This window comes from Paraburkholderia phenazinium (assembly GCF_900100735.1).
Taxonomy (GTDB): Bacteria; Pseudomonadota; Gammaproteobacteria; order Burkholderiales; family Burkholderiaceae; genus Paraburkholderia; species Paraburkholderia phenazinia.
In genome coordinates this window covers 145,938-170,463 of the sequence record NZ_FNCJ01000010.1, presented here as the reverse complement: position 1 = coordinate 170,463, position 24,526 = coordinate 145,938, and the positions used below count along the sequence as shown (strand labels likewise).

Below are 24,526 nucleotides of genomic sequence, written 5' to 3'. Positions count from 1 at the left end.
ATTGGTTCACGAAAGGTGGCGAGCGAGCGCCCAGCGGTAGCCGTCCAGGTCTTCGACCTGCGCAAAACGGTCACCCCAGAACTGATCTTGTGGCTCGCTCAACGATTTCGCGCCGGCCTCGAGGGCCCGCGCATAAACCGCGTCGACATCGTCGACATAAACATAGAACGATTGCGGTGCAATCGCGCCGGCGCTTTTGGGTGTCTTCGCCGTCGAGCCGAACGCGCCTTCCGGTGCGAACATCACGATCAACTGGCCTTGATAGACCATTTCGACATGCATGACAACACCGTCGTCCTGGACGCTGTCGCGCACCTCGAAGCCGAATGCCGCTTCAAAGAATGCAATTGCGGTCCGCGCGTCGCGGACCGTCAGATAGGGGGTCAACCAGGGCACACCGGCTGGGCGAGAGGCGGTCATGGAGTTCTCCGGATCTAGCTAAGCTCAGCGGGGCGCGTGCAGCACAACCAGGCAGCCGGCGCACGAAACCTCCACGCCGACCAAGCCGCACATTCTGCCGCCGCGTTACCGTGCTGGCTTTAAGAATTGACTTAGTTTATCGCGCACCGCCCGAGATGCGGAGAAGAGACCGGCATGCGCATGCTCGTCGTACCAGCCCAGTCCGGCGATCTGGCGGGCGGCGAGGCGCTCGGCGAGGATTTCTGGAGTGAGCGCGGCGGGGTCGAGCGTGTCGCTGGCGGTGGCCATCATCCATAGCGAGCCGTAGAGCGGCACGAAGGCGCCCATTGTACGTACCACGGCAAACGCGCCGCGCAACCCGTCGAGCAGCGTAGCAGCGCGCACGGCGTGGAAATACGGCGCGCCGAGGTGTAGCGAAAGGGCCGCGTCCGCAGTCATGATGCGTTTGAGCTGCCCGTAGAAGGCAGGGGTGTAGAGGCTGGCCGCCGGCGAATCGGGTGGCGTCAGGTCGAATACGACCAGGTCGAACTGTTCCTCTGTGGTGGCGACGAACCCGGCGGCGTCGCCGATCACCAGTTCCACGCGCGGATCGTCGAAGGCGCCGCCATGCACCTGTGGCAGATATTCCCGAGTCAGGCGCACGACTTCCGGGTCGAGTTCGGCCACCACGATTCTCGTGATGCCGGGATGCCGCAGCAGTTGCCGCGCCGCGCCCCCGTCGCCGCCACCCAGCACCAGAGCGGCCTGTGGCGCCGGATGGGCCAGCGCATTCGGGTGGACCATGCACTCGTGATAAATGAACTCGTCGCCGACCGAAGTCATGGGGCGGCCGTCGAGCGTGAAGAGCCGCCCGAGCTGCGGCGTGTCCCAGACCTCGATAAGTTGATAGGGTGACGTGACGCTCGCGAGGCGCCGTGCGTTCGGGAAGCCATACAGGGCGTACGGGGTCGGCTGGAAAAGCAGCGGGGCGCTCACGGTGGGCGGTGCGCTTGGGCGCGGCGAATTGGCGATGGTCGGATTATAGAGGCGCGGGCGGTGCCGAACGGGTGTCCGGCGCCAGTTTCAACCCCTCGAACCCCGCCGCCCCAGGCGGCGCGCAGCCGGAAAGGCCACAACCATCTGTTAGAATGTCACGCTTTGCAGCCTTGTCCGTTTGCTCTGCCCGTATCGCGTCTCCAGGCGCCGCACCGTGCGCCGTAGCAGACTGGCCGCCGAGCTTCCGGACCCGCCGCCCGCGCCCCGCTTTTTGGACTCGTTCTCCGGACTCGACATGACGACCCCGTCTCCCGCCCCCACCTCCTTGATGGCCAACGCAATCCGCGCGCTGGCTATGGATGCTGTTCAACAAGCGAACTCCGGCCACCCCGGCATGCCGATGGGCATGGCCGAGATCGGCGTTGCGCTGTGGTCGCGTCATCTGCGCCACAACCCTAAGAACCCGCAATGGGCCGACCGCGACCGCTTCGTGCTGTCGAACGGCCACGGCTCGATGCTGCTGTATTCGCTGCTGCATCTGACCGGCTACGACCTGCCGATGGAAGAACTGAAGAACTTCCGTCAAATGCACTCGAAGACGCCGGGCCACCCGGAATACGGCATCACGCCGGGCGTCGAGACCACCACCGGCCCGCTCGGCCAGGGTCTGGCCAACGCAGTCGGCATGGCGCTCGCCGAGTCGCTGCTGGCCACGGAATTCAACAAGCCGGACGCGAAGATCGTCGACCACCACACGTATGTGTTCGTCGGTGACGGTTGCCTGATGGAAGGCATCTCGCACGAAGCCTGCTCGCTCGCGGGCGTGTTGAAGCTGAACAAGCTGATTGCGTTCTACGACGACAACGGCATCTCGATCGACGGCGAAGTGGTGCACTGGTTCCACGACGACACGCCGAAGCGCTTCGAAGCCTACGGCTGGAACGTGATCCCGAACGTGGTCGGCCATGACGTCGACGCGGTGGACGCGGCCATCAAGCAAGCGAAGCTGTCGGACAAGCCGACGCTGATCTGCTGCAAGACCGTGATCGGTGAAGGCGCGCCGACCAAGGCCGGCAGCCATGATTCGCATGGCGCGCCGCTTGGCGACAAGGAAATCGCGGCTACGCGTGAAAAGATTGGCTGGAAGTGGGAGCCGTTCGTGATCCCGCAGGAAGTCTACGCAGCATGGGACGCAAAGGAAGCCGGCGCGCGCAACGAAGCCGACTGGAACAAGGCGTTCGCAGCGTACCAGTCCAAGTACCCGCAAGAAGCCGCTGAATTCACGCGCCGTATGGCCAAGCAACTTCCGGCCGATTGGGCAGAGAAGGCTCAAGCCATCATCGCCGGCGCGAACGAGCGCGCGGAAACCGTCGCTACCCGTAAAGCATCGCAGCAGGCCATCGAGGGCCTGTCGACCGTGCTGCCCGAACTGCTCGGCGGCTCGGCCGACCTGACCGGTTCGAATCTGACCAACTGGAAGGCGGCCAAGCCGGTACGTGTGAACGCGGAAGGCAAGGCAGCCGGCAACTACGTGAACTACGGCGTGCGCGAGTTCGGCATGAGCGCCGCGATCAACGGCGTCGCGCTGCACGGCGGCTTCAAGGCGTTCGGCGGCACCTTCCTGACGTTCTCGGACTACAGCCGCAACGCGCTGCGCGTCGCCGCGCTGATGAAAGCACCGTCGATTTTCGTGTTCACGCACGATTCGATCGGCCTCGGCGAAGACGGCCCGACCCACCAGTCGGTCGAGCACGTCGCCAGCCTGCGCCTGATTCCGCATCTGCACGTGTGGCGTCCGGCCGACACCGTTGAAACCGCGGTGTCCTGGACTCAGGCAGTCGAATATCACGGCCCGTCGTGCCTGATCTTCAGCCGTCAAAACCTGCCGTTCTCGGAGCGCACCGACGCGCAGATCGCCAACATCGCCAAGGGCGGCTATGTGCTGCGCGACTGGAATGACGAGATCGTCGCGCGCAAGATCATCCTGATCGCCACCGGTTCGGAAGTCGAACTGGCGCTGAAGGCGGTTGAGCCGCTGGCGCGCGAAGGGATTGCCGCACGTGTCGTGTCGATGCCGGCAACCACGGTGTTCGACAAGCAGGACGCGGAGTACCGCGAACGCGTGCTGCCGAAGGGCGTGCGCCGTGTTGCGATCGAAGCAGGTGTGACGGATTTCTGGCGCAAGTACGTGGGTCTGGAAGGCGGCGTGGTCGGCATCGACACGTTTGGCGAATCGGCCCCGGCTGGCGTGCTGTTCAAGCATTTCGGCTTCACCGTCGAGCATGTCGTAGAGACGGCTAAAGCCGCATTGGGCTGATGAGTGTCCGGCTCCCGCCGCGTGCGCCCCACGCCTGGCGGGAGCCGGCCCCGCAGAACCCACCTGGACGTATTTTTTTCAGCCATCAGGAGATAGACCATGACGATTCGCGTCGCAATCAACGGCTACGGCCGGATCGGCCGCAACACGCTGCGCGCCTTCTATGAAAACGGCAAGAAGCACGACATCCAGATCGTCGCCATCAACGACCTGGGCGATGCCAACACCAACGCCCACCTGACGCAGTACGACACGGCCCACGGCAAGTTCCCGGGCGAAGTGTCGGTGGATGGCGACTACCTGGTCGTCAACGGCGATCGCATCCGCGTGCTGGCTAACCGTAACCCGGCTGAACTGCCGTGGGGCGAGCTGGGCGTCGACGTCGTGCTGGAATGCACGGGCTTTTTCACGACCAAGGAAAAGGCTAGCGCGCACATCAAGGGCGGCGCCAAGAAGGTCATCATCTCGGCACCGGGCGGCAAGGATGTGGACGCAACGATCGTCTACGGCGTGAACCACCACGTGCTGAAGGCATCGGATACGGTCATTTCGAACGCATCATGCACGACCAACTGCCTGGCACCGCTCGTCAAGCCGCTGAACGACAAGATCGGTCTGGAAAACGGTCTGATGACCACGATCCACGCGTACACGAACGACCAGGTTCTGACCGACGTGTATCACGAAGACCTGCGCCGCGCGCGCTCGGCCACGCACAGCCAGATCCCGACCAAGACCGGCGCTGCATCGGCTGTCGGCCTCGTGCTGCCGGAACTGAACGGCAAGCTGGACGGCTACGCGATTCGCGTCCCGACCATCAACGTGTCGATCGTCGACCTGTCGTTCATCGCTTCGCGCGACACGACGGTGGATGAAGTCAACGCCATCATGAAGGAAGCATCGGAAGGCGCGCTGAAGGGCATCCTCGGCTACAACACGGCGCCGCTGGTGTCGATCGACTTCAACCACAACCCGGCTTCGTCGACCTTCGACGCGACGCTCACCAAGGTGTCGGGTCGTCTGGTGAAGGTGTCGAGCTGGTACGACAACGAGTGGGGCTTCTCGAACCGCATGCTGGACACAGCTGTGGCGCTCGCCAACGCGAAGTAAGCTGTACCGCTGCTGCGCTTGATTTGATTCAGGCGCAGCACATGAAAAACCGCTCATCGGAGCGGTTTTTTTTCGTCCGCGGTTTTAGCCGCGCGTCTAAAGTGGCTAAGCCTTAAGCCTTCGGCACCGGAAAATACACGCCTGCGCGCTGCGCGGCATTGGTGATGTGCATCTCGATCGCTTTACCGGCCGCGGCGGAATCCCGTGCCTTTAGCGCATCGAGAATCTCGCGATGCTCGTGGTAAGTGGAGAGCACCAGTTCGCGCTTGAAGAACGGCATGCGCTGACTCTCCTTCATGATGTCCGAACTGCTGCGCAGGATCGACTCAATCGCCGCATTGCCGGCAATGCTTACGATGCGCATGTGGAAATCGAAGTCGAGTTGCGCCGCTTCGTCCAGCTCGTTGCAGGCGAGTGCACCGTGCATCGCCTCGATGTTCTCTTCGAACCACGCAAGGTCAGCGTCGCTGACCGCCAGCGCCGCCATGCGCGCAACGAAGCCTTCTAGCGCGAAGCGCATCTGATACGTATCCGGCAGGGAAGACTGCTCCGCGAAACGCCAAGGGTTCGCGGCGGACGCTTGCGCGCTCTCGACGTACACGCCCTTGCCCGGACGAATCATCAACATGCCGAGCGCCTCGAGCGTCGAAAGCGCCTCACGCAGCGACGCGCGGCTAATGGCGAGTTCTTCGGAGAGCTGACGTTGCGCGGGCAACAGACTGCCCACTGGATACACGCCGCCCTCGATCCGTTCGCGGATAGTGGCAATAGCGGAATCGGTGACGGTATGCGGGACGTTCTTCATGATCTTCCACTCAATCGGGTGGTCTGACCGGCATTGTAATCCCCGGCTTCGGCACGCGCAGCGCGGAATCAATCTTCTGACATAAAACCGTCAAAACGCCGCAAGATTAGGCGGGTAAACACTATTAAATTCTGTCTTGACTCCACTATATCGGCTTCCTACTATCCACCATAACAGTACTGGTCGGACCAGTATGAACAGATGAAATCCGTAACCGGGAGAAGGCCGTGTTGAAGTTTTTCAATTCGCTGTTTGGCCGGGTGGTGATCGCTCTAGTAGCGGGCATCGTGATCGGCGCGCTGTTTCCGCATTTCGCCCAATCGTTGCGGCCGCTCGGCGACGGTTTCCTGAAGCTGATCAAGATGGTGATCGGTCCGATCGTGTTCTGCGTGGTGGTGAGCGGCATGGCGCACGCGGGCGATCTGAAGAAAGTAGGCCGGGTCGGCCTGAAGGCGGTGGTCTACTTCGAGTTCATGACGACGATCGCACTCTTGATCGGTGCGGTGCTGGCGTATGTCACGAAGCCCGGCGTCGGCATGAACATCAATATGCACTCGCTCGATGCCGCGTCGCTCACCACCTACACCGAGCACACCAAAGATCTCAAGGATACCGCAGGGTTTCTGCTGAAGATCATTCCTGATACGGCGATCAACGCGTTCGCCACTGGCGACATCCTGCAGATCCTCGTGTTCTCCGTGCTGTTCGGCTCGGCGCTGTCCTTGCTCGGTGGCAAGGCGCAGAAAGTGAGCAGCCTGATCGACGAACTGGCGCAGGTGTTCTTCCGCGTGATGAGCTTCATCATCAAGCTGGCGCCGCTCGGCGTGCTTGGCGCGATCGCCTTTACCACTGGTACCTACGGCGTCGCTTCGCTCGAACAACTGGGTCTGCTGGTGGTGGTGTTCTACGCGAGCTGCATCGTCTTCGTCGCGGTCGTGCTGGGCATTGTCATGCATCTGGCCGGCTTCAGCGTCTTCAAGCTGATTCGTTATCTGCGCGAGGAAATGTCGATTGTGCTCGGCACCGCGTCCTCGGATGCCGTGTTGCCGCAGGTGATGCGCAAGCTCGAGTGGATGGGCGTGAAGGATTCGACTGTTGGCCTCGTCATCCCCACCGGCTACTCGTTCAATCTGGACGGCTTCTCGATCTACCTGACGCTCGCGGTGATCTTCATCGCGCAGGCCACCAATACGCCGCTGTCGGTGCACGACCTGATCGTGGTGGTGCTGGTGTCGCTGGTGACGTCGAAAGGCGCACACGGCATCCCCGGTTCGGCGATCGTGATTCTTGCCGCCACGCTCTCCGCGATTCCTGCGATTCCGGTGCTGGGTCTGGTGCTGATCCTGCCGGTGGACTGGTTCGTCGGGATTGCCCGTGCGCTGACCAACCTGATCGGCAACTGCGTTGCCACGGTAGTGGTGGCGGTCTGGGAAAACGACATCGACAAGGCTCGCGCTCGCAGCGTGTTGAACCGGGAAGCCGCGTTCCTCTATGTTCCTGCAGGCGAAGAAACCGATGTTCCGGGTGTCTCCGCGGATCCTGCCCACGCGATCTGATCCACGGCACCGCCCCACACAACGCAGCATCCGTCCGGCAGGCGCAGTAGTACCGGCAGCACGTGCAGATGCCGTCGCGCCCACCGGCTTTCACCTTCTTACCGTTAGACCGAGACCATGGCTACTCCAATCCTCGACCCCAACGCTCCCGCCTTCACCCGCCGTTACATGAATCTGGCCGACCCGCGCCTCGGCGCGCAGGCGCTCTATGCCAGCGACGAATTCTTCGCGCCCAAAGAGCGGATGCTCGACCCGCAACCGGCGGTGTTCATTCCCGGCAAGTACGACGATCACGGCAAATGGATGGACGGCTGGGAAACCCGCCGCAAGCGCACTACCGGACACGACTACTGCGTGGTCCGGCTCGCGCGGCCGGGCGTGATCCATGGGGTGGACCTGGACACGAGCCACTTCACCGGCAATTTCCCGCCGGCCGCCTCGCTGGAGGGGTGCTACGCCGACGCTGAGATCCCGCCCGACAACGCCGACTGGCAAGTGGTCGTACCGGCGATGACGCTGCAAGGCAACCAACACCATTACGTCGAAGTCAGCGACGCGCGCGCCTTCACGCACCTGCGCGTGAACCTGTACCCGGACGGCGGTCTGGCGCGCCTGCGTGTCTATGGCCAGCCCAAGCGCGATTGGGATCGCGTCGAGCGTGGCAGCCTGATAGATCTGGCGGCGATCGAAAACGGCGCCTACCTCGTCGCTGCGAACAACCAGCATTTCGGACCGGCCTCGCAGATGCTGATGCCAGGACGCGGCGTCAACATGGGCGACGGCTGGGAAACGCGCCGCCGCCGCGAGCCGGGCAACGACTGGGCGATCGTTGCACTGGCGCGGCCGGGCGTGATTCGCAAAGTCGAAGTGGACACGGCTTACTTCAAGGGCAACTTCCCGGACCGCTGCTCGCTGCAGGCGGCGAGCGTGACGGGCGGCACGGACGACTCGCTGGTGACTCAGGCCATGTTCTGGCCAGTCCTGATGGGCGAGCAGAAGCTGCAGATGGACCATGTCCATCCGTTCGAAGCCGAACTGGCCTCGCTCGGCCCGGTCACCCACGTGCGTTTCAATATCTTCCCGGACGGCGGCGTGTCGCGCCTGCGTCTGTGGGGCGAACTGGCGTAACGGCAGATGGCAAGGAAGACGCTGCGATGAAGACCCTGCAAATAGAGCGCCTGACGCGCGCGGCCTTCGCGCCGTTCGGCGATGTGATCGAACTGGACGGCGCGCGCCACTTCGCGATCAACGGCGGCACGACCGAGCGATACCACGATCTTGCCAAGGTCGACGTGGGCGAGCAGGGCGGCCGGCCGCTGATCAACCTGTTTCGTGCGCAACCGCGTGCGCTGCCGGTCGAGATCGGCATGATGGAGCGCCACCCGCTCGGCAGCCAGGCTTTCCTTCCGCTTGCAGCGGCCAGCTACCTCGTCGTGGTGGCGCCGGCAGGCGAGTTCGATCCGGTGCAGATGCGAGCGTTCTGGACCGAGGGTTGGCAGGGCGTCAACTATGCAAAAGGGGTCTGGCACCATCCGCTGCTTGCGCTTGGGCGGGTCAGCGACTTCGTGGTGGTGGATCGAGGCGGCGAGCAGCCCAATTGCGACGAGCTTGTGCTGGCAGACACTTGGCGGCTCGTGGGCGGCCCGGACGGTGTGGTGACGTTGGATCCGGCGCCGGCCTAGCGCTTGCAGCAGCATCTCCGTCCGCCCGGACGCAAAAAAACCCGGTCAGCTTTCGACGACCGGGTTTCTCTTTCTTACCTATACGGCTCGCGAACCCGAGGGCACGCGACCATAATGCCCATCAGTGCTTGCGATGCGGGCACTTTTCCTTCGTGCAGGCGCCGTACAGCGCCAGCGCATGCTCCTGCAGCTTGAAACCGCGCTCTTTTGCGATCGCTTGCTGGCGGGTCTCGATTTCCTGGTCGAAGAACTCCTCGACCAGCCCGCAGTCGATACACACCAGGTGATCGTGGTGGGTGCCTTCGTTCAGTTCGAACACGGCTTTGCCGGATTCGAAGTTGCTGCGCGACAGCAGCCCCGCCTGCTCGAACTGCGTCAGCACGCGATACACGGTAGCAAGACCGATATCGAGTTCTTCGTGCAGCAGGTTGCGGTAGACATCTTCAGCGGTCAGGTGACGCACCGGGCTGTGCTGGAAAATCTCCAGAATCTTGAGGCGCGGTAGGGTCGCCTTGAGGCCGATATTTTTGAGATCGGTTGGATTGGTCATGGCAAGGGATCCCTAGAGTACAATGCAGGGTTCTAATAGTAATGTGTTTTCGCTGTTCAGGTCATCTTCGATGCAACGAAACTCGCGCGGCTCGCCACAGGCAGGGCCCGCACGGTGAGTGAAATGATTTCAAAATCTCTATTGATCTACCGGGGGAGCCGCATGCGGGGTACCTTGATTGCTGCAGCGACTGTCGCGGTGCTTGCCGGGTGTTCGACCTACGACAGCGTAACGCAGCGAATCGCCCAAAGCATCACGCCATATCGGATTACCGTTGTGCAGGGCAACTTCGTCTCGGCTGAGGCGGCTGCCCAGATGCAGGTCGGCATGTCGCGCGACCAGGTGCGCCAGTTGCTCGGCACGCCGCTCCTCGCGGACATGTTCCATGCGGACCGCTGGGACTACGTGTTCTATTTCAAGCGCGGCAACACGAGCGTCGTGCAGCAGCGCGATTTCGTCGTGAATTTCGCGGGTGACCGTGTCGCAAGCTGGTCGGGTGGCGAAGATCTGCCGTCCAACCTCGAACTGCTCGCTGAAATCGACGGTGACAAGCGCGGCAAGAAAGCTGTTCCGGTAGCGGCCGCGAGCGCGCCGGTTGCCGCTTCGGGCACGGCTGCCGCTGCACCGGTCGCGGCAACGCCGCCGGCGGATGCCGCCGCAGCGGCTGCGCAATCCATGGACCCGAACGCCGAAGCCGCCCAGGCGGCCAACCGCGCGACGGACGCCGTGCAGGCGCCGGCTGGCAAGATCACCTCGTCGGCGCGCGCGAGTGCCCCGACCGTGAACGGCGGCGTCGTGCCGCAAGGCGCCACGACGCCTGGGCAGCCGCAGTTCCAGTTCACGCGTCCGCCGCCGCCCACTGTGCCGGGTGCGCCGGAAAGCAACCCGGTTGGGCCGGCTGGCTCGCAGAGCAGCAACGGACCGACCTACAATGCACCGCTAACGTCGTCCGCTTCGGCGGCTTCGGGAACGGGTAGCTAAATACGCTGTCCCTGACAATGACGGGCCGCGTGCCTCGCGCGAGCCCGTCATTTGTGTTTGTTGCCGCCTTTCGTGGCGCCCGCGGGGGTGTCCGTTGTGGCCCCCGCTGTGCCCTCCGATTGGGTGCCCGTTTTGGCGCCTTCGGCGGCGCACTTCGCGTCGCTTTTTCCGTCGTCTTTCGTACGTGACTGCCATGAACATTGCCATTGCTGGTGCATCGGGCCGTATGGGCCGGATGCTGATCGAAACCGTCCTGAACGATTCTGGCGTCAAGCTTTCCGGCGCGCTCGGCCGCGCCGGTTCGGCGCAACTCGGCCAGGATGCCGGGGCGTTCCTCGGCAAGCAGACGGGCGTGCTGCTGACGGACGATATCGAGAAAGTGTTTGCCGAGTCCGACTACCTGATCGACTTCACGCGCCCGGAAGGCACGCTCGTGCACCTCGCGGCTGCGCAGCGCCACAACGTCAAGATGGTGATCGGCACCACCGGTTTCGATAACGAGCAGAAGGCGCAACTGCGCGCTGCTGCCGAGAACATCGGTATCGTGTTTGCGGCCAACATGAGCGTGGGCGTCAACGTCACGCTGAAGCTGCTCGAATACGCGGCGCGTCACTTCGCGACCGGTTACGACATCGAGATCATCGAGGCGCATCACCGCCACAAGGTCGACGCACCGTCCGGCACCGCGCTGGCAATGGGCGAAGTGATCGCGGGGGCGCTTGGGCGTAACCTCGACGACTGCGCGGTGTACGGCCGCGAAGGTGTCACCGGCGAGCGCGATCCGTCCACCATCGGTTTCTCGGCGATCCGTGGCGGCGATATTGTCGGCGACCATACCGTGCTGTTCGCGGGCATCGGCGAGCGCATCGAGATCACACACAAATCGGCGAGCCGGCTGTCCTATGCACAGGGCGCGCTGCGCGCGGTGCGCTTCCTCGAAGGTCACGCAAGCGGCCTGTTCGACATGCAGGACGTGCTCGGCTTGCGCTGAGCGCGTATTTGTCCTGCGTGTCCCGAGTGGGCTATAAGCCCACTCTGCGCACATTTTCCGACGGCGAGGTCCAATGGCAGGCACTGGCGTTCTTCACTACCTGCAATCCAGCGATACGATCACCCATGCCGTAGCCTATCTGCTGCTGGCCATGTCGGTGGCGAGCTGGTGCTTCCTGATCGTCAAAAGCTGGATGCTGGGCCGCGCAAAGCGCCAGGCGGCGCGCGCGATTGCCCAGTTCTGGCAGGCACCTACCTTATCGGACGGGGTCGCGGCTTTGCGGCGGGTCGATAGCGAGCGGGTCTTCACGCCGCTCGCCGAAGCCGCGTTGCACGTCGCCGAAGTGGATATCCCGGGCGTGCTGCTCGCGCGCGTCGAACGCAGCGAACGGGTGTTGCGGGCGCTGCGCCAGGCGCTTAACACCTCGCAGCGGCGGCTCGAGTTCGGCCAGGTCCTGCTGGCGTCGGTGGGCAGTACCGCGCCGTTTGTCGGCTTGCTTGGCACCGTGTGGGGCATCTATCACGCGCTCGGCAGCATTGCCGCGAGCGGTCAGGCGATGATCGAAAACGTCGCCGGACCGGTTGGCGAGGCGCTCATCATGACGGCCTTCGGCCTCGTGGTTGCGATTCCCGCTGTGCTCGCCTACAACGTGCTCGGCCGCATGGTGCGGCAGTTGTCCGAGGAACTGGACGGCTTCGCGCACGACCTGCACGCCTACGTCTGCGCGCCTGCCTGAGCGGCGTCGCAGGTCGGATCAGGTTCAAGGTTCAGGCAGCTCGGTCCCGTTCAGCCCAGCTCAGTCCAATTCAGCGCTACGCAGGCAGGAGGTCGACATGGCATTCGGCGGACTCGAAAAGCACCAAACCGCGGCGCCGATGGCAGAGATCAACATGACGCCGCTGATCGACGTGATGCTGGTGCTGCTGGTGATCTTCATCATTACCGCGCCCCTATTTACGCATGCGATCCGGCTCGACTTGCCGAAGGTCGCCGCCGCGCCGGCGCGTCAGACGCCGCAAACCATCACGCTTTCCATCGATGGCGCCGGCAAAATCTACTGGAACGGCAACGGCCTGACGCTCGACCAGATGCGCGCGCGCTTTGTGGAAGCAGGCAAGCAGCAGGAGCAGCCGGAGATTCAACTACGCGCCGAGCGCTCGACGCGCTACGAGGTCATCGCCCAGGTGATGGGCGCGGCGCAGCAGGCGGGGCTCGAGCGGATCGGCTTTGTGACGGACCCGCCGCCGCCCGTGGTTAGCCACTAGGCGCCAGCCTGCGCAACTACCAGCCTTGGCCGCCAAAGCCTCCGCAGCCCAGCCGCACAGCGCGCGGCAGACCCTCCGGCGAACGGTATAATCAGCGTTTTCCCCTGCAAAAGGGGAAACGACCGCCATTTCATCAAGCAGAGCACCAGGCCCGGTGCGAAAGCACCGAACCCAGCGATCCCATCACACCATGCACGAAAAATACGTTCCCTCCGACGTCGAAGCCGCCGCGCAAGGGCAATGGCGCGCCAGCGACGCCTATAAGACAACGGAAACCACCGACAAGCCCAAGTTCTACTGCGTCTCGATGCTGCCGTACCCGTCGGGCAAGCTGCACATGGGTCACGTGCGCAACTACACGATCAACGACGTGATGTACCGCTATCTGCGGATGAACGGCTATAACGTGCTGATGCCGATGGGTTGGGACGCGTTCGGCATGCCGGCGGAAAACGCCGCGATGGCCAACAACGTGCCGCCGGCCAAGTGGACGTACGAAAATATCGCGTACATGAAGAAGCAGATGCAGTCGATGGGCCTTGCCATCGACTGGTCGCGCGAAGTCGCCACCTGCAGCCCGGACTACTACAAGTGGAACCAATGGCTGTTCCTGAAGATGCTCGAAAAGGGCATTGCGTACAAGAAGACCGGCACGGTGAACTGGGACCCGGTCGATCAGACCGTGCTCGCCAACGAACAGGTGATCGACGGACGCGGTTGGCGCTCGGGCGCGCTGGTGGAAAAGCGCGAGATCCCGATGTATTACATGCGGATCACGCAGTACGCCGATGAACTGCTGAACGACCTCGAAGGCCTCGGCTGGCCCGAGCGCGTCAAGATCATGCAGCAGAACTGGATCGGCAAGAGCTTCGGTGTGAACTTCGGCTTCCCGTACGAGATCGACGGCGAGCAGAAGGTGCTGCGCGTGTTCACCACCCGCGCCGACACGATCATGGGCGTGACCTTCTGCGCAGTCGCCGCCGAGCACCCGCTCGCCACGCGCCTCGCACAGGACAAGCCGGAACTGCAGGCCTTCATCGAAGAATGCAAGCGCGGCGGCGTCGCCGAGGCTGACGTTGCGACGATGGAAAAGAAGGGCTTGGGCACGGGCTTCTACGTCACGCATCCGCTGACGCAGGAGCAGGTCGAAGTGTGGATCGGCAACTACGTACTGATGAGCTACGGCGAAGGCGCGGTGATGGGCGTGCCGTCGCACGACGAGCGCGATTTCGCGTTCGCGAAGAAGTACGGTTTGTCGATCAAGCAGGTGGTGGCGCTCGAAGGCAAGGAATACTCGACCGACGCCTGGCAAGAATGGTACGGCGACAAGGACGGCACGCTGATCAACAGCGGCAAGTACGACGGCATGAACTACACGCAGGCCGTGGATGCGATCGCGAGCGACCTGAAGGATCTGGGCCTTGGCGACAAGCAGGTCACTTACCGTCTGCGTGACTGGGGCGTCTCGCGCCAGCGCTACTGGGGCACGCCGATTCCTATCATCCACTGCCCGACTTGCGGCGACGTGCCGGTGCCGGAACAGGACCTGCCGGTCGTGCTGCCGGAAGACCTCGTGCCAGACGGCACGGGCAACCCGCTGGCGAAGTCCGAAGCGTTCGTGAACTGCACGTGCCCGAAGTGTGGCTCGCCTGCAAAGCGTGAAACCGACACGATGGACACGTTCGTCGATTCGTCCTGGTACTTCTACCGCTATGCAGCGCCGGACGCGAAGACCATGGTCGACAAGCGCACCGATTACTGGGCGCCGATGGACCAGTATATCGGCGGCATCGAGCACGCGATCCTGCATTTGCTGTATTCGCGCTTCTGGGCGAAGGTGATGCGCGACATGGGTCTGGTGAATTTCGGTGAGCCGGCCAAAAACCTGCTCACGCAGGGCATGGTGCTCAACGAGACGTATTACCGCGAAAGCGAAGCAGGCAAGAAGACTTGGTATAACCCGCTCGAAGTCACCGTCACGCATGACGACAAGGGCCGCCCGATCGGCGCTACCTCGATTGCAGACGGCCAGCCGGTGGTGCTGGGCGGCGTCGAGAAGATGTCGAAGTCGAAGAACAACGGTGTCGATCCGCAAGTGCTGATCGACCAGTACGGCGCCGACACCGCGCGTCTCTTTGTGATGTTCGCCGCACCGCCCGAGCAGCAGCTCGAATGGTCGGGAGCGGGCGTGGAGGGCGCGAGCCGCTTCCTGCGCCGCGTGTGGGGCTTCGGCCATGCGAACGAAGCGGCCTTGCGCGAACGCGCTTCGTTCGACGCCGTGCAACTCGCGGAAACCGACAAGGTGCTGCGTCGCGAAATCTATAGCGTGCTGAAGCAAGCCGATTTCGACTATCAGCGCCTGCAGTACAACACGGTGGTGTCGGCCGCGATGAAGATGCTCAACGCACTCGACAGCGCCAAGGGTGCCCAGCCGGCCGTGCTGCGTGAATGCTACAGCGTGTTGCTGCGCGTGCTGTACCCGGTCGTGCCGCACGCCACCTTCCAGTTGTGGCAGGAACTTGGCTATGCCGACGAATTCGGGCCGCTGCTCGATGCAGCATGGCCGAAGGTCGACGAGAAGGCGCTGGAACAGGCCGAGATCGAACTCGTGCTGCAGGTGAACGGCAAGGTGCGCGGCGCGATCAAGGTCGCGAAGGACGCGCCGCGCGACGCGATCGAGCAGGCGGCGCTCGCCCACGAGATGTTCGTCAAGTTCGCCGAAGGCAACGCGCCGAAGAAGATCATCGTCGTGCCGGGCCGTCTCGTGAACATCGTCGTCTGAGGTTCGGTTGGACATGAGCAGGGCGTCGTCGCGCGTTGCGGCGGCGCGCCCAGGCAGTACAGGATTTACTGCGAACCAGGAGCTAATGTGACTCGCAGATCGTTTTTGACGCTGGCGTGTGGGGTGATGGTGCTGTCCGCCTGTGGCTTCCAGCTACGCGGCCAGCAGGACTATCCGTTCAAGCGGCTCGCCGTGGTTGGCGCTCCGCCCGCATTTCTGGGACGTTTCACCCGCCAGGTCCAGGGTGGTAGCGACACTGTGATCGTCAGTTCAACGGCGAATGCCGATGCGATTTTGCGCGTGGCCGAGAGTCGCGGCACCAGCGTGCTGACGATGAACTCTCTCGGCGTCGTCGAAGAGTATCAAATGAATTACTCGCTGACCTACACGCTCAGTGGCGCGGACGGTACGGTGTTGATTCCGGGCAGCGCGATCTCCCTGAATCGCGCAATGACCTATAGCGACCAGTACTCACAGGCGAAATCCGCGGAATCCGACCTGTTGTTCGCGGACATGCAGAACGATGCCGTCGACCAGTTGACGCGTCGTCTGGCCGTGGTGCACTCGTTGCATCCGGCGCCGGGCCAGGAAGCGCCAGCCGTTGCGCCGCGCGCACCGCTGCCGCCGCCGCCGCTTTGAGCGCGGTTTCTGCTTGCCACGCCCTGCCATTCTTCTTGACCTGTAGCCATGCAACTGCGACTTGACGCGCTCGAAACGCACCTCGCGAAGGGACTCGCCGGCCTGTACGTCCTGTACGGCGACGAGCACCTGCTCGCGCAGGAAGCGGGCGACCGCATCCGCGCAGCGGCGCGTGCGGCCGGCTATACCGATCGCTCGGTGTTCACGGTGGAGCGCGGCTTCGACTGGAGTTCGCTGCTCGGCGCGAGCCAGTCGATGTCGCTGTTCGGCGATAAGCAACTGGTTGAACTGCGGATTCCGTCGGGCAAGCCGGGCAAGGAAGGCGCGGATGCGCTGAAATCGCTCGCCGACGCGGTGAATTCGGATGTGCTGACGATGATCACGCTGCCGCGTCTCGACTCGGCGACGCAGAAGGCTGGGTGGTTTGCCGCGCTGGTCGAGGCTGGCGTGGCGTTGAAGATCGATCCGGTCGAGCGTGCGCAGTTGCCGAATTGGGTGGGGCAGCGGCTTTCGCAGCAAGGTCAGCGGGTGGCTGCCGGTGAAGAAGGGCGACGTGCGTTGCAGTTCATTGCGGAGCGCGTGGAGGGCAACCTGCTTGCTGCGCATCAGGAGATTCAGAAGCTCGGGCTGCTTTACCCGGCCGGCGTGTTGAGCTTCGAGCAGGTTCAGGATGCCGTGCTCAACGTTGCGCGCTATGACGTATTCAAGCTGAACGAGGCGATGCTGGCGGGCGATGTCGGCCGGCTCGCGCGCATGCTCGACGGCTTGCGCGGCGAAGGTGAGGCCGCGGTGCTGGTGCTGTGGGCGGTCGTCGAGGAAGTGCGCACGCTGTTGCGGATCAAGCGCGGCGTCGCGGCTGGCAAGCCGCTCGCCATGCTCACGCGCGAGAACCGCGTGTGGGGGCCGCGTGAGCGGCTAATTGGGCCGGCGCTCTCGCGCGTAACCGAAGCCGCGCTGGAAAAGGCGCTCGCGCTTGCAGCCAAGCTCGATCGCCAGGTGAAGGGGCTATCCGGCGGTACGCCGGGCAACCATCGCAACGATCCACCGCCTGATCCGTGGGATGGGCTCTTCGAACTGGCGATGGCAGTGGCTTCGCCGGCGAAGTCTCGTTGACTTCGCATCGAGCAAGCCGCGCCAACCCGACTTACAATCGTTTGATGTTTCGCTAATTCTGCCTGTCCGCTACGTTTAAAGAACGCGCGCGGCACCAAGAGAATCACCATGGATATCGACCAGTACATGACCGACCTCGGCCGCCGCGCCCGTCACGCTTCGCGTGCGATGGCGCGAGCGTCGACGGCGGCGAAAAACGCCGCGCTCGAAGCGGTGGCCGTCGCCATCGAACGCGAGACGGCGCAGTTGAAGGAAGCCAATGCGCGTGATGTCGCGCGGGCGCGCGAGAAGGGGCTCGACGCTGCTTTTATCGACCGTTTGACGCTCTCGGACAAGGCGCTGAAGACGATGGTCGAAGGCCTGCGCCAGGTCGCGGCGCTGCCGGACCCGATCGGTGAGATCAGCAACCTCAAATATCGCCCGAGCGGCATCCAGGTCGGCCAGATGCGCGTGCCGCTCGGGGTGATCGGCATCATCTACGAATCGCGTCCGAATGTGACGATCGACGCTGCTGCGTTGTGTCTGAAGTCCGGCAACGCGACGATCCTGCGCGGCGGTTCGGAAGCGCTGGAATGCAACACGGCGCTGGCGAAGCTGATTGGCGAAGGACTCGAAACGGCAGGTCTGCCGCAGGACGCAGTGCAGGTGGTGGCGACCTCGGATCGTGCTGCCGTGGGCGTGCTGATCAAGATGACAGAATACGTCGACGTGATCGTGCCGCGCGGTGGCAAGAGCCTGATTGCGCGTCTGATGGAAGAAGCGCGCGTGCCGATGATCAAGCACCTCGACGGTATCTGCCACGTGTATGTCGACGACCGCGCGGATGTCACGAAGGCGCTGACTGTGTGCGATAACGCGAAGACGCACCGTTACGGCACCTGCAACACGATGGAAACGCTGCTGGTGGCGCGCGCCATTGCGCATGAAGTGCTGCCGCTGCTTGGGCGCCTGTATCGCGGCAAGGAAGTCGAACTACGCGTTGATCCGGCTGCTCGCGAAGTGCTCGAAGCGGCGCGCGTGAGCCCGCTCGTTGATGCGACCGAGGAAGACTGGCGCACCGAATATCTCGCGCCAGTGCTGGCGATCAAGGTGGTCGACAACCTCGATGAGGCCATCGAGCACATCAACACTTACGGCTCTGCCCACACCGATGCGATCGTCACCGAAGATCACGACCGCGCGATGCGCTTCCTGCGCGAAGTGGATTCGGCGAGCGTGATGGTCAACGCATCGACGCGTTTTGCCGATGGCTTCGAGTTTGGTCTCGGCGCGGAAATCGGCATTTCGAACGACAAGCTGCATGCGCGCGGGCCGGTGGGGCTGGAAGGGCTGACGTCGCTGAAGTATGTGGTGCTTGGCCACGGCGAGGGACGGCAGTAGCCTTTTGCGTCGTTACGTGACATCAAACAATAACGTCAACACATTGCACGGGGAGCGCCGATGCTGCTGGTAAAAACGTTTCACATCGTTCTGATTGCGGCCTGGTTTGCCGGCCTGTTTTATCTGCCGCGCATCTTCGTCAATCTGGCGATGGAGACGGAACCCTCCGCCACGGCGCGCCTTTTGACGATGGCGCGCAAGCTTTATCGCTTCATGACGTTTATCGCTTTTCCTGCCTTGGCGTGTGGGCTGTGGCTGTGGCTTGTGATCGGCATCGGCCGCGGGCAGGGCTGGATGCATGCGAAGCTGACGGTCGTTGTGCTGCTGATCGGCTATCACTTTTATTGTGGGCGCTTGCTGGCGACGTTCGAACGCGGTGAGAACCGGCGCTCGCACAAGTGGTATCGGATGTTCAATGAACTGCCGGTGCTGGGGATGCTGGCGGCGGTGGCGCTCGTTGTTATCAAGCCGTTTTAATAAATAGGAATTCTCCTATTTAATTCTGTTTGTCAGGCTGATCTATCCGCCCGCGCGGCACGTAACATCGCGCGGGATGCGATTCAATGATCGAATATCTGCTGGTTGATGTTCGTCAAGACGTGTCGATTTAATTCGAGCCGTTTCTGCATCACACTCTTTTCTTAAAAATGCGGCCTCAGTGGACGATCCGTTCAGAATTTTCTTAATCTGAGCGGGACCTTGCTCGTCCGTGCCTGCGTTGATTTCTTGTGGTTTGTAGTCCCTCTGCTATTCCTGGCGGGCGCTTTGCTGTCCGCGGAGTCCTCGCTCGGCTCATCCTTTGTGGGGCGATTCTGATCGCAGTGTAGGAGTTTTTAAGAATGCTCCTATTAATCGACGAAATTCCTAATTTTATAGTGATGTCATCCCGGAAGGATTAATGGGATGGTCCGAAAAAACCTTGCGACGACCCTGATTCCAATCCTTCTGAAAACCCATTAACGCGTGCAGCCTTATATCCAGGCGTCTCACACGGCACTGATCCGATACCCGATCTTCAGAAGGAAGAAAATCATGAACAAGTCATACAAGAGCGTATGGAACGAAACCACCGGTACGTATGTCGCCGCCTCCGAAGTGACGAAGAGCCGGGGCAAAGCGAGCCGGAACTCGAAGGTGCTGGCCGCAGCGCTGCTCGCGGCAGGCGTGGGTTTCGGCACGGCGGTGAAGTCTGAGGCAGCGACGCCCAACTCCTTTGCCGCAGGCATTTTGGGGAACAGTACGAGCAACTCGGACTGCATCTCGTCGGCGGACGGCGCGCAGGTGGTGACTAGCAACGATTGCAGCGCCACTACGCAGCGGGCGGGGATTGTTTCCTACGACGGCAGCGGCAATGCGGGTGCGTATTTCACGGTGACCGATCCGAATACTGCTCATATTGGTGCTGGCGGTGTCGACCAGATGCTGATTACGAATACCGGCGTGGCTGTCCTGAACGGGATCAACATGAGCAACACCAAGATCTCGAACCTGGCGGCAGGCGCGGTGTCGGCCTCGAGCACGGACGCGGTGAATGGCTCGCAACTGTACGCGGTTTCCGCGATTGCCAACGGCCTGGTCTCTCCAAACACCTCCGTGCCTCTTACTGCCTTTTCCAAAGTCAGCAATGGCAACCCCGTCGCTCCTCAGATAAGCACTAGTGCAGCCGACGCCATCGCGATCGGCAGTGGTTCTTTCTCCACTGGCTCGTCGACCTCGCTGGGCACGCAGGCCAGTGCTTCTGGCAATTCCTCATCGGCGTTTGGTTTTTCGTCTGCCGCGACTGGCGCGGCAGCGGTAGCCGTAGGGATGAGCGCGACCGCTTCGGGTAGCAGGTCGGTGGCCGTCGGTGCTTCCTCGAGCGCCACGGGAACCAACTCGGTGGCCTTGGGTTTAGGCTCGCTGGCCAACCGTGACAATACCGTATCGGTGGGCACATCGAGCTCGCAGCGCCAGATCGTGAACGTGGCGGCTGGCACGCAAGGCACTGATGCAGTTAACTACGCGCAGTTGCAGGCAGCAGGCCTGAAGACCGATTCAAGCGGCAACGCAACCAACTCATTCGTCGCCTACGACAATACGACCCAAGGCAAGGTGACACTGGGTGGCGCATCAGGCACGACGATCACGAACGTGACGGCCGGTGCCGTTTCGGCGTCGAGCACGGACGCGGTGAATGGATCGCAACTGTACGGGGTTTCCGCGATTGCCAACAACTTGAACTCGCACATTGCTCTCAGTCCGAATAGCACAGACAACATGAATGGCCTATACGCGGTCTCTGCAGCGGCAGTGACTGGCGGCTCTTTCGATGCTGTGGCTGTGGGCGGCGGTTCGTTGGCCAACAACCGTGCTACCGCAGTAGGCACGCTAGCCCAGGCCGCGGGTGTCTACGCAACAGCGCTGGGCGACTCAGCGTACGCATCGGCTACGGCCTCCTTGGCGGCGGGCACGAGCAGCGCTGCTACGGGAGCCCAAGCGGTTGCAATGGGCGCAAGCGCGAGCGCATCGGCCAGTGGCGCCGCGGTGCTGGGATCCTCCGCGGCAGCCAGTCAGACCAATTCTTTGGCCATCGGCACCAGATCAAATGCCTCGGCCGCGAACAGCGTGGCCCTAGGCGCAGGTTCGACCACCACGGCCGACCTGACCGCATTGGCCTACAACCCGGGCTCAAACACGCTGTCCGGCAACGCTTCGAGCGCGAACGGTGAAGTCTCTGTGGCCAGCGCTGGCAAAGAACGTCGTCTCACCAACGTGGCTGCCGGCGCGTCCGCAACGGACGCGGTGAACGTGAGCCAGTTGCAGTCAGAAGACGCGAAGATCAACGCGGCGGGCGCGAACACGGCGAGCGCGTTGGGCGGCGGCGCCGCGTACACGGCAAGCACCGGTGCGATAAGTGCACCGACCTATAACGTGGCAGGCGGCACGCAACACGATGTAGGCACAGCACTGTCGTCGCTCGACAGCGCAACCGTGCAGTTCAACGGCGTGGGCGGCGCCGCGGATGTGAAGGGCAACAAGATCGTGAACGTGGCGGCGGGCGCAGTGTCGGCCTCCAGCACGGATGCGGTGAACGGCTCGCAGCTGTACGCGCAAGCATCGAGCACGGCGGCAGCCTTGGGCGGCGGTTCGAGCGTCAACGCGGACGGCACCGTTTCTGCACCGGCCTACAGCGTGGATGGCGCGACGGTGAGCAACGTGGGCGCGGCCATTTCCAATCTCGATGGCCGGGTGACGACGAACGCCACCGATATCGGTACGCTTAACACGAAGGTGGACACGATCAACGGTCAGATCGCGAATGCAGTGAGCTACGACACCTCGGCGCACGACACGGTGACGCTGGCCGGTGCATCGGGCACGAAGCTTTCGAACGTTGCGGCAGGAGCGGTGTCGGCCTCGAGCACGGACGCGGTGAACGGTTCGCAACTGTACGCGCAAGCCTCGAGCACAGCCGCGGTCCTGGGCGGTGGCGCGAGCGTCAACGCGGACGGCACGGTTTCTGCGCCGGCTTACAGCGTGGACGGCACGACGGTGAACAACGTCGGCGAGGCTATCTCCAATCTTGATGGCCGGGTGACGACGAACACCACCGCTATCGGCACGCTCGCCACCCAGATGGGTACGATCAACGGTCAGATCGCGAATGCAGTGAGCTACGACACGTCAGCACACGACACGGTGACATTCAACGGCACTGCAGGAACGACACTCAGCAACGTGAAAGCGGGCGTGGCCGACATGGACGCGGTCAACATCGCGCAGTTGAAGGCGGCCGGTTTGAGCATCGACGATTCGGGCAACGCGACCAACTCGTTCGTCGCCTACGACGATGCGACGAAGGGCAAGATCTCGCTCGGCGGCGGCACGGCTGGCACGACGCTCACGAACGTGTCGGTAGGGGCGTTGTCAGCCTCGAGCACGGACGCGGTAAACGGCTCGCAACTCTACGCGACGAACCAGAACGTCTCGAAGAACACTGACAACATCGCGAACCTCGATACCCGTGTTACGGGCGTTGAGGATTCGGTTGCCGATCTGAGCGATCAGATCAACACGGGCGCCGTGGGTCTGGTGCAACAGGATGCAACCTCGGGTGCGCTGACCGTTGCAAGCAAGACCGGCGGCACGAGTTTCGATTTCACGGGGACGGCGGGCGCCCGCGAGTTGCTTGGTGTTGCAGCCGGCACGACGAGCACCTCCGCAGTCAATCTGGGCCAGTTGAGCCCGGTGGTTGCCTCGCTCGGCGGCGGTGCGCAGATCAACCCGGATGGTTCGATCGTGAGTCCGACGTACCACATGCAAGCCGGTACGCAGAACACGGTCGGCGGTGCGCTCGATACACTCGATCAAGGTCTGAACTCGCTGAAGACGCAGATCAATAGCGGCGCTGACAGCATGGTGGCCCAGGATTCGACTTCGCGCGACATCCTGGTCGGCGCAACCACGGATGGTCTGCTTGTCAACATGGCCGGCACTGCGGGTAACCGCGTCGTCACGGGCGTGGCAGCGGGCGCGGTGAACGCGGCGAGTGTCGACGCGGTGAACGGCTCGCAAATGTACTCGCACGCAGTCAGCACGGCTTCGGCGCTTGGCGGCGGTTCGACGGTCAACGCGGACGGCACGGTTTCGGCGCCTGCCTATAGCGTAGGCGGCACGACCGTGAGCAACGTCGGCGCTGCGATTACCAATCTCGACGGACGTGTTTCGCAGAACACCAACGACATTGCCAGCCTGCAGACGGCGGTTGGCACAATCAGCGGTTCGGTGGCGAACGTTGTGTCGTACGACACCTCGGCCCACAACCAGGTGACGCTGGGTGGCACGGCGGGCGCGCCGGCAGTGAAGCTGACGAATCTGCAGGACGGCGAACTGTCCGCGACGAGCACCGATGCGGTAACCGGTGCCCAGTTGTGGAACACCAACCAACAGTTGTCCAACCTGAGCCAGGCGATGCAGAACGAGCAGCAGACCGGCAACACCGCGATGTCGATCAACGCAGGCGACCAGCCGGCGGCGGCAGCGACGGGCAGCAACGCGGTTGCAATGGGTGGCGGCTCGCAGGCAAGCGGCAGCAACGCGGTCGCAATGGGCGGCGGTGCGCAGGCTAGCGGCGACAACTCGGTGGCGATCGGCTCGGGCTCGGTTGCGGACCAGGCGAACACCGTTTCGGTCGGCTCGGAAGGCAACGAACGCCGGATCACCAACGTCGCGGCCGGCACGGCGCCGACGGATGCGGTGAACCTCGGGCAGATGCAATCGGCTATCGGGGATACGGCACGCGCCGCTTACAGCGGTGTCGCAGCTGCCACCGCGCTGACGATGATTCCGGAAGTCGATCCGGGCAAGACGCTGGCAGTCGGCATTGCCGGCGGCAGCTACAAGGGCTATCAGGCTGCGGCAATCGGCGCATCCGCGCGTATTACGCAAAACCTGAAGGTCAAGATCGGCGCCGGTATCAGCGGCAGCGAGACGACCGTCGGCGCGGGTGCGTCGTATCAGTGGTAAGCGGGTTGTGACCATCGCGAAAGCCTGAGCGGCCAAACCGCACTACGCGAACAGGGCATCTCCTGCCAGCAGAGCAACCGGTTTCCTTCGGGGGACGGTTGCTCATTTCGTTGAATGTTGGACTCAAAGTGCGGCTTAAGCCCCTGTCAGTCAATACTGACAGGGGCTTTTTCACTACAGCGAGTTTGAACTGCTGCAAGCCAGATTTCCGGTCATTGCGTCCTATTTCTGTCCATCATTCGTGGGGAAATTCCGATAACAGTGTTGAGTTGTTTAGGAACCCTCCCATTAATGTGAGAAATTCCTAACCCTATAGTAGCGCCCATCCCGGAAGGATCGATGGGATGGTCGGAGTATCTCCCATTGCGATCACCTTGCATCGCATCCCCTTCTGGTTCCCTTGAGCGCGTGTGCAGTTATTTTAGGAATCCTATATGACAGGCCGGGCGAAAATA

19 protein-coding genes are annotated in these 24,526 nt (G+C 62.8%); 15 read left to right on the top strand and 4 right to left on the bottom strand.

Going from position 1 to position 24,526, the window contains the following annotated elements:
* Positions 1-6: 6 nt before the first annotated feature.
* Positions 7-420 carry a VOC family protein gene (locus tag BLQ92_RS22330; RefSeq protein WP_090686706.1) on the bottom strand — a complete coding sequence of 138 codons (414 nt, stop codon included), beginning with the start codon at positions 418-420 and terminating at the stop codon, positions 7-9.
* Positions 421-525: 105 nt separating this feature from the next.
* A complete protein-coding gene (gene speE, locus BLQ92_RS22325) occupies positions 526-1,395 on the bottom strand; it encodes a polyamine aminopropyltransferase (protein WP_090686705.1) in 870 nt (289 codons plus the stop codon).
* A gap of 295 nt (positions 1,396-1,690) precedes the next feature.
* Between speE and tkt the strand changes: the two genes are divergently transcribed.
* Positions 1,691-3,712, top strand: coding sequence for a transketolase (tkt, locus tag BLQ92_RS22320; RefSeq protein ID WP_090686795.1), 2,022 nt, complete (start codon positions 1,691-1,693; stop codon positions 3,710-3,712).
* A gap of 99 nt (positions 3,713-3,811) precedes the next feature.
* Entirely contained in the window at positions 3,812-4,822 is a 1,011-nt protein-coding gene (gene gap / locus BLQ92_RS22315; RefSeq protein ID WP_090686704.1) for a type I glyceraldehyde-3-phosphate dehydrogenase, read from the top strand.
* Between the two features lie 112 nt (positions 4,823-4,934).
* Here the strand turns inward: gap and BLQ92_RS22310 are convergent, their stop codons facing one another.
* Positions 4,935-5,627, bottom strand: coding sequence for a FadR/GntR family transcriptional regulator (locus tag BLQ92_RS22310; RefSeq protein ID WP_090686703.1), 693 nt, complete (start codon positions 5,625-5,627; stop codon positions 4,935-4,937).
* Between the two features lie 227 nt (positions 5,628-5,854).
* Between BLQ92_RS22310 and BLQ92_RS22305 the strand changes: the two genes are divergently transcribed.
* The 3 genes from BLQ92_RS22305 to BLQ92_RS22295 all read left to right on the top strand — a co-directional run bounded on the left by BLQ92_RS22305 (position 5,855) and on the right by BLQ92_RS22295 (position 8,865).
* Positions 5,855-7,183 carry a C4-dicarboxylate transporter DctA gene (locus tag BLQ92_RS22305; protein WP_090686702.1) on the top strand — a complete coding sequence of 443 codons (1,329 nt, stop codon included), beginning with the start codon at positions 5,855-5,857 and terminating at the stop codon, positions 7,181-7,183.
* A gap of 117 nt (positions 7,184-7,300) precedes the next feature.
* On the top strand, positions 7,301-8,311 hold the full coding sequence (gene alc / locus BLQ92_RS22300) for an allantoicase (protein ID WP_090686701.1): 1,011 nt from the start codon (positions 7,301-7,303) through the stop codon (positions 8,309-8,311).
* A 26-nt stretch (positions 8,312-8,337) separates the two neighbouring features.
* The gene (locus BLQ92_RS22295; RefSeq protein ID WP_090686700.1) at positions 8,338-8,865 is read left to right on the top strand and encodes an ureidoglycolate lyase; all 528 of its coding nucleotides are present in this window, start codon (positions 8,338-8,340) and stop codon (positions 8,863-8,865) included.
* Positions 8,866-8,986: 121 nt separating this feature from the next.
* On the opposite strand, the gene fur is transcribed toward BLQ92_RS22295, so the two are convergent.
* Entirely contained in the window at positions 8,987-9,415 is a 429-nt protein-coding gene (gene fur / locus BLQ92_RS22290; protein ID WP_090686699.1) for a ferric iron uptake transcriptional regulator, read from the bottom strand.
* Between the two features lie 162 nt (positions 9,416-9,577).
* On the opposite strand from fur, the gene BLQ92_RS22285 reads away from it, so the two are divergent.
* The 10 genes from BLQ92_RS22285 (at position 9,578) to BLQ92_RS22240 (ending at position 24,071) form a co-directional block, all read left to right on the top strand.
* Entirely contained in the window at positions 9,578-10,396 is an 819-nt protein-coding gene (locus BLQ92_RS22285) for an outer membrane protein assembly factor BamE (RefSeq protein ID WP_090686698.1), read from the top strand.
* Positions 10,397-10,589: 193 nt separating this feature from the next.
* Positions 10,590-11,387 (top strand): 4-hydroxy-tetrahydrodipicolinate reductase, encoded by a 798-nt coding sequence (gene dapB, locus BLQ92_RS22280; protein ID WP_090686697.1) that lies wholly within the window; start codon positions 10,590-10,592, stop codon positions 11,385-11,387.
* Between the two features lie 73 nt (positions 11,388-11,460).
* The gene (locus tag BLQ92_RS22275) at positions 11,461-12,123 is read left to right on the top strand and encodes a MotA/TolQ/ExbB proton channel family protein (RefSeq protein ID WP_090686696.1); all 663 of its coding nucleotides are present in this window, start codon (positions 11,461-11,463) and stop codon (positions 12,121-12,123) included.
* 97 nt (positions 12,124-12,220) lie between these two features.
* Positions 12,221-12,652 carry an ExbD/TolR family protein gene (locus BLQ92_RS22270; protein WP_090686695.1) on the top strand — a complete coding sequence of 144 codons (432 nt, stop codon included), beginning with the start codon at positions 12,221-12,223 and terminating at the stop codon, positions 12,650-12,652.
* Between the two features lie 190 nt (positions 12,653-12,842).
* The gene (leuS, locus tag BLQ92_RS22265) at positions 12,843-15,434 is read left to right on the top strand and encodes a leucine--tRNA ligase (RefSeq protein WP_090686694.1); all 2,592 of its coding nucleotides are present in this window, start codon (positions 12,843-12,845) and stop codon (positions 15,432-15,434) included.
* A gap of 87 nt (positions 15,435-15,521) precedes the next feature.
* Entirely contained in the window at positions 15,522-16,073 is a 552-nt protein-coding gene (locus BLQ92_RS22260; RefSeq protein WP_175772421.1) for an LPS-assembly lipoprotein LptE, read from the top strand.
* A 48-nt stretch (positions 16,074-16,121) separates the two neighbouring features.
* Complete coding sequence (gene holA / locus BLQ92_RS22255) at positions 16,122-17,186, top strand: DNA polymerase III subunit delta (protein WP_090686692.1); 1,065 nt, start codon at positions 16,122-16,124, stop codon at positions 17,184-17,186.
* 108 nt (positions 17,187-17,294) lie between these two features.
* On the top strand, positions 17,295-18,566 hold the full coding sequence (locus tag BLQ92_RS22250) for a glutamate-5-semialdehyde dehydrogenase (protein WP_090686691.1): 1,272 nt from the start codon (positions 17,295-17,297) through the stop codon (positions 18,564-18,566).
* Between the two features lie 60 nt (positions 18,567-18,626).
* The gene (locus BLQ92_RS22245; protein WP_090686690.1) at positions 18,627-19,043 is read left to right on the top strand and encodes a CopD family protein; all 417 of its coding nucleotides are present in this window, start codon (positions 18,627-18,629) and stop codon (positions 19,041-19,043) included.
* A gap of 555 nt (positions 19,044-19,598) precedes the next feature.
* Positions 19,599-24,071 carry a beta strand repeat-containing protein gene (locus tag BLQ92_RS22240; RefSeq protein ID WP_090686689.1) on the top strand — a complete coding sequence of 1,491 codons (4,473 nt, stop codon included), beginning with the start codon at positions 19,599-19,601 and terminating at the stop codon, positions 24,069-24,071.
* Positions 24,072-24,526 lie beyond the last annotated feature (455 nt).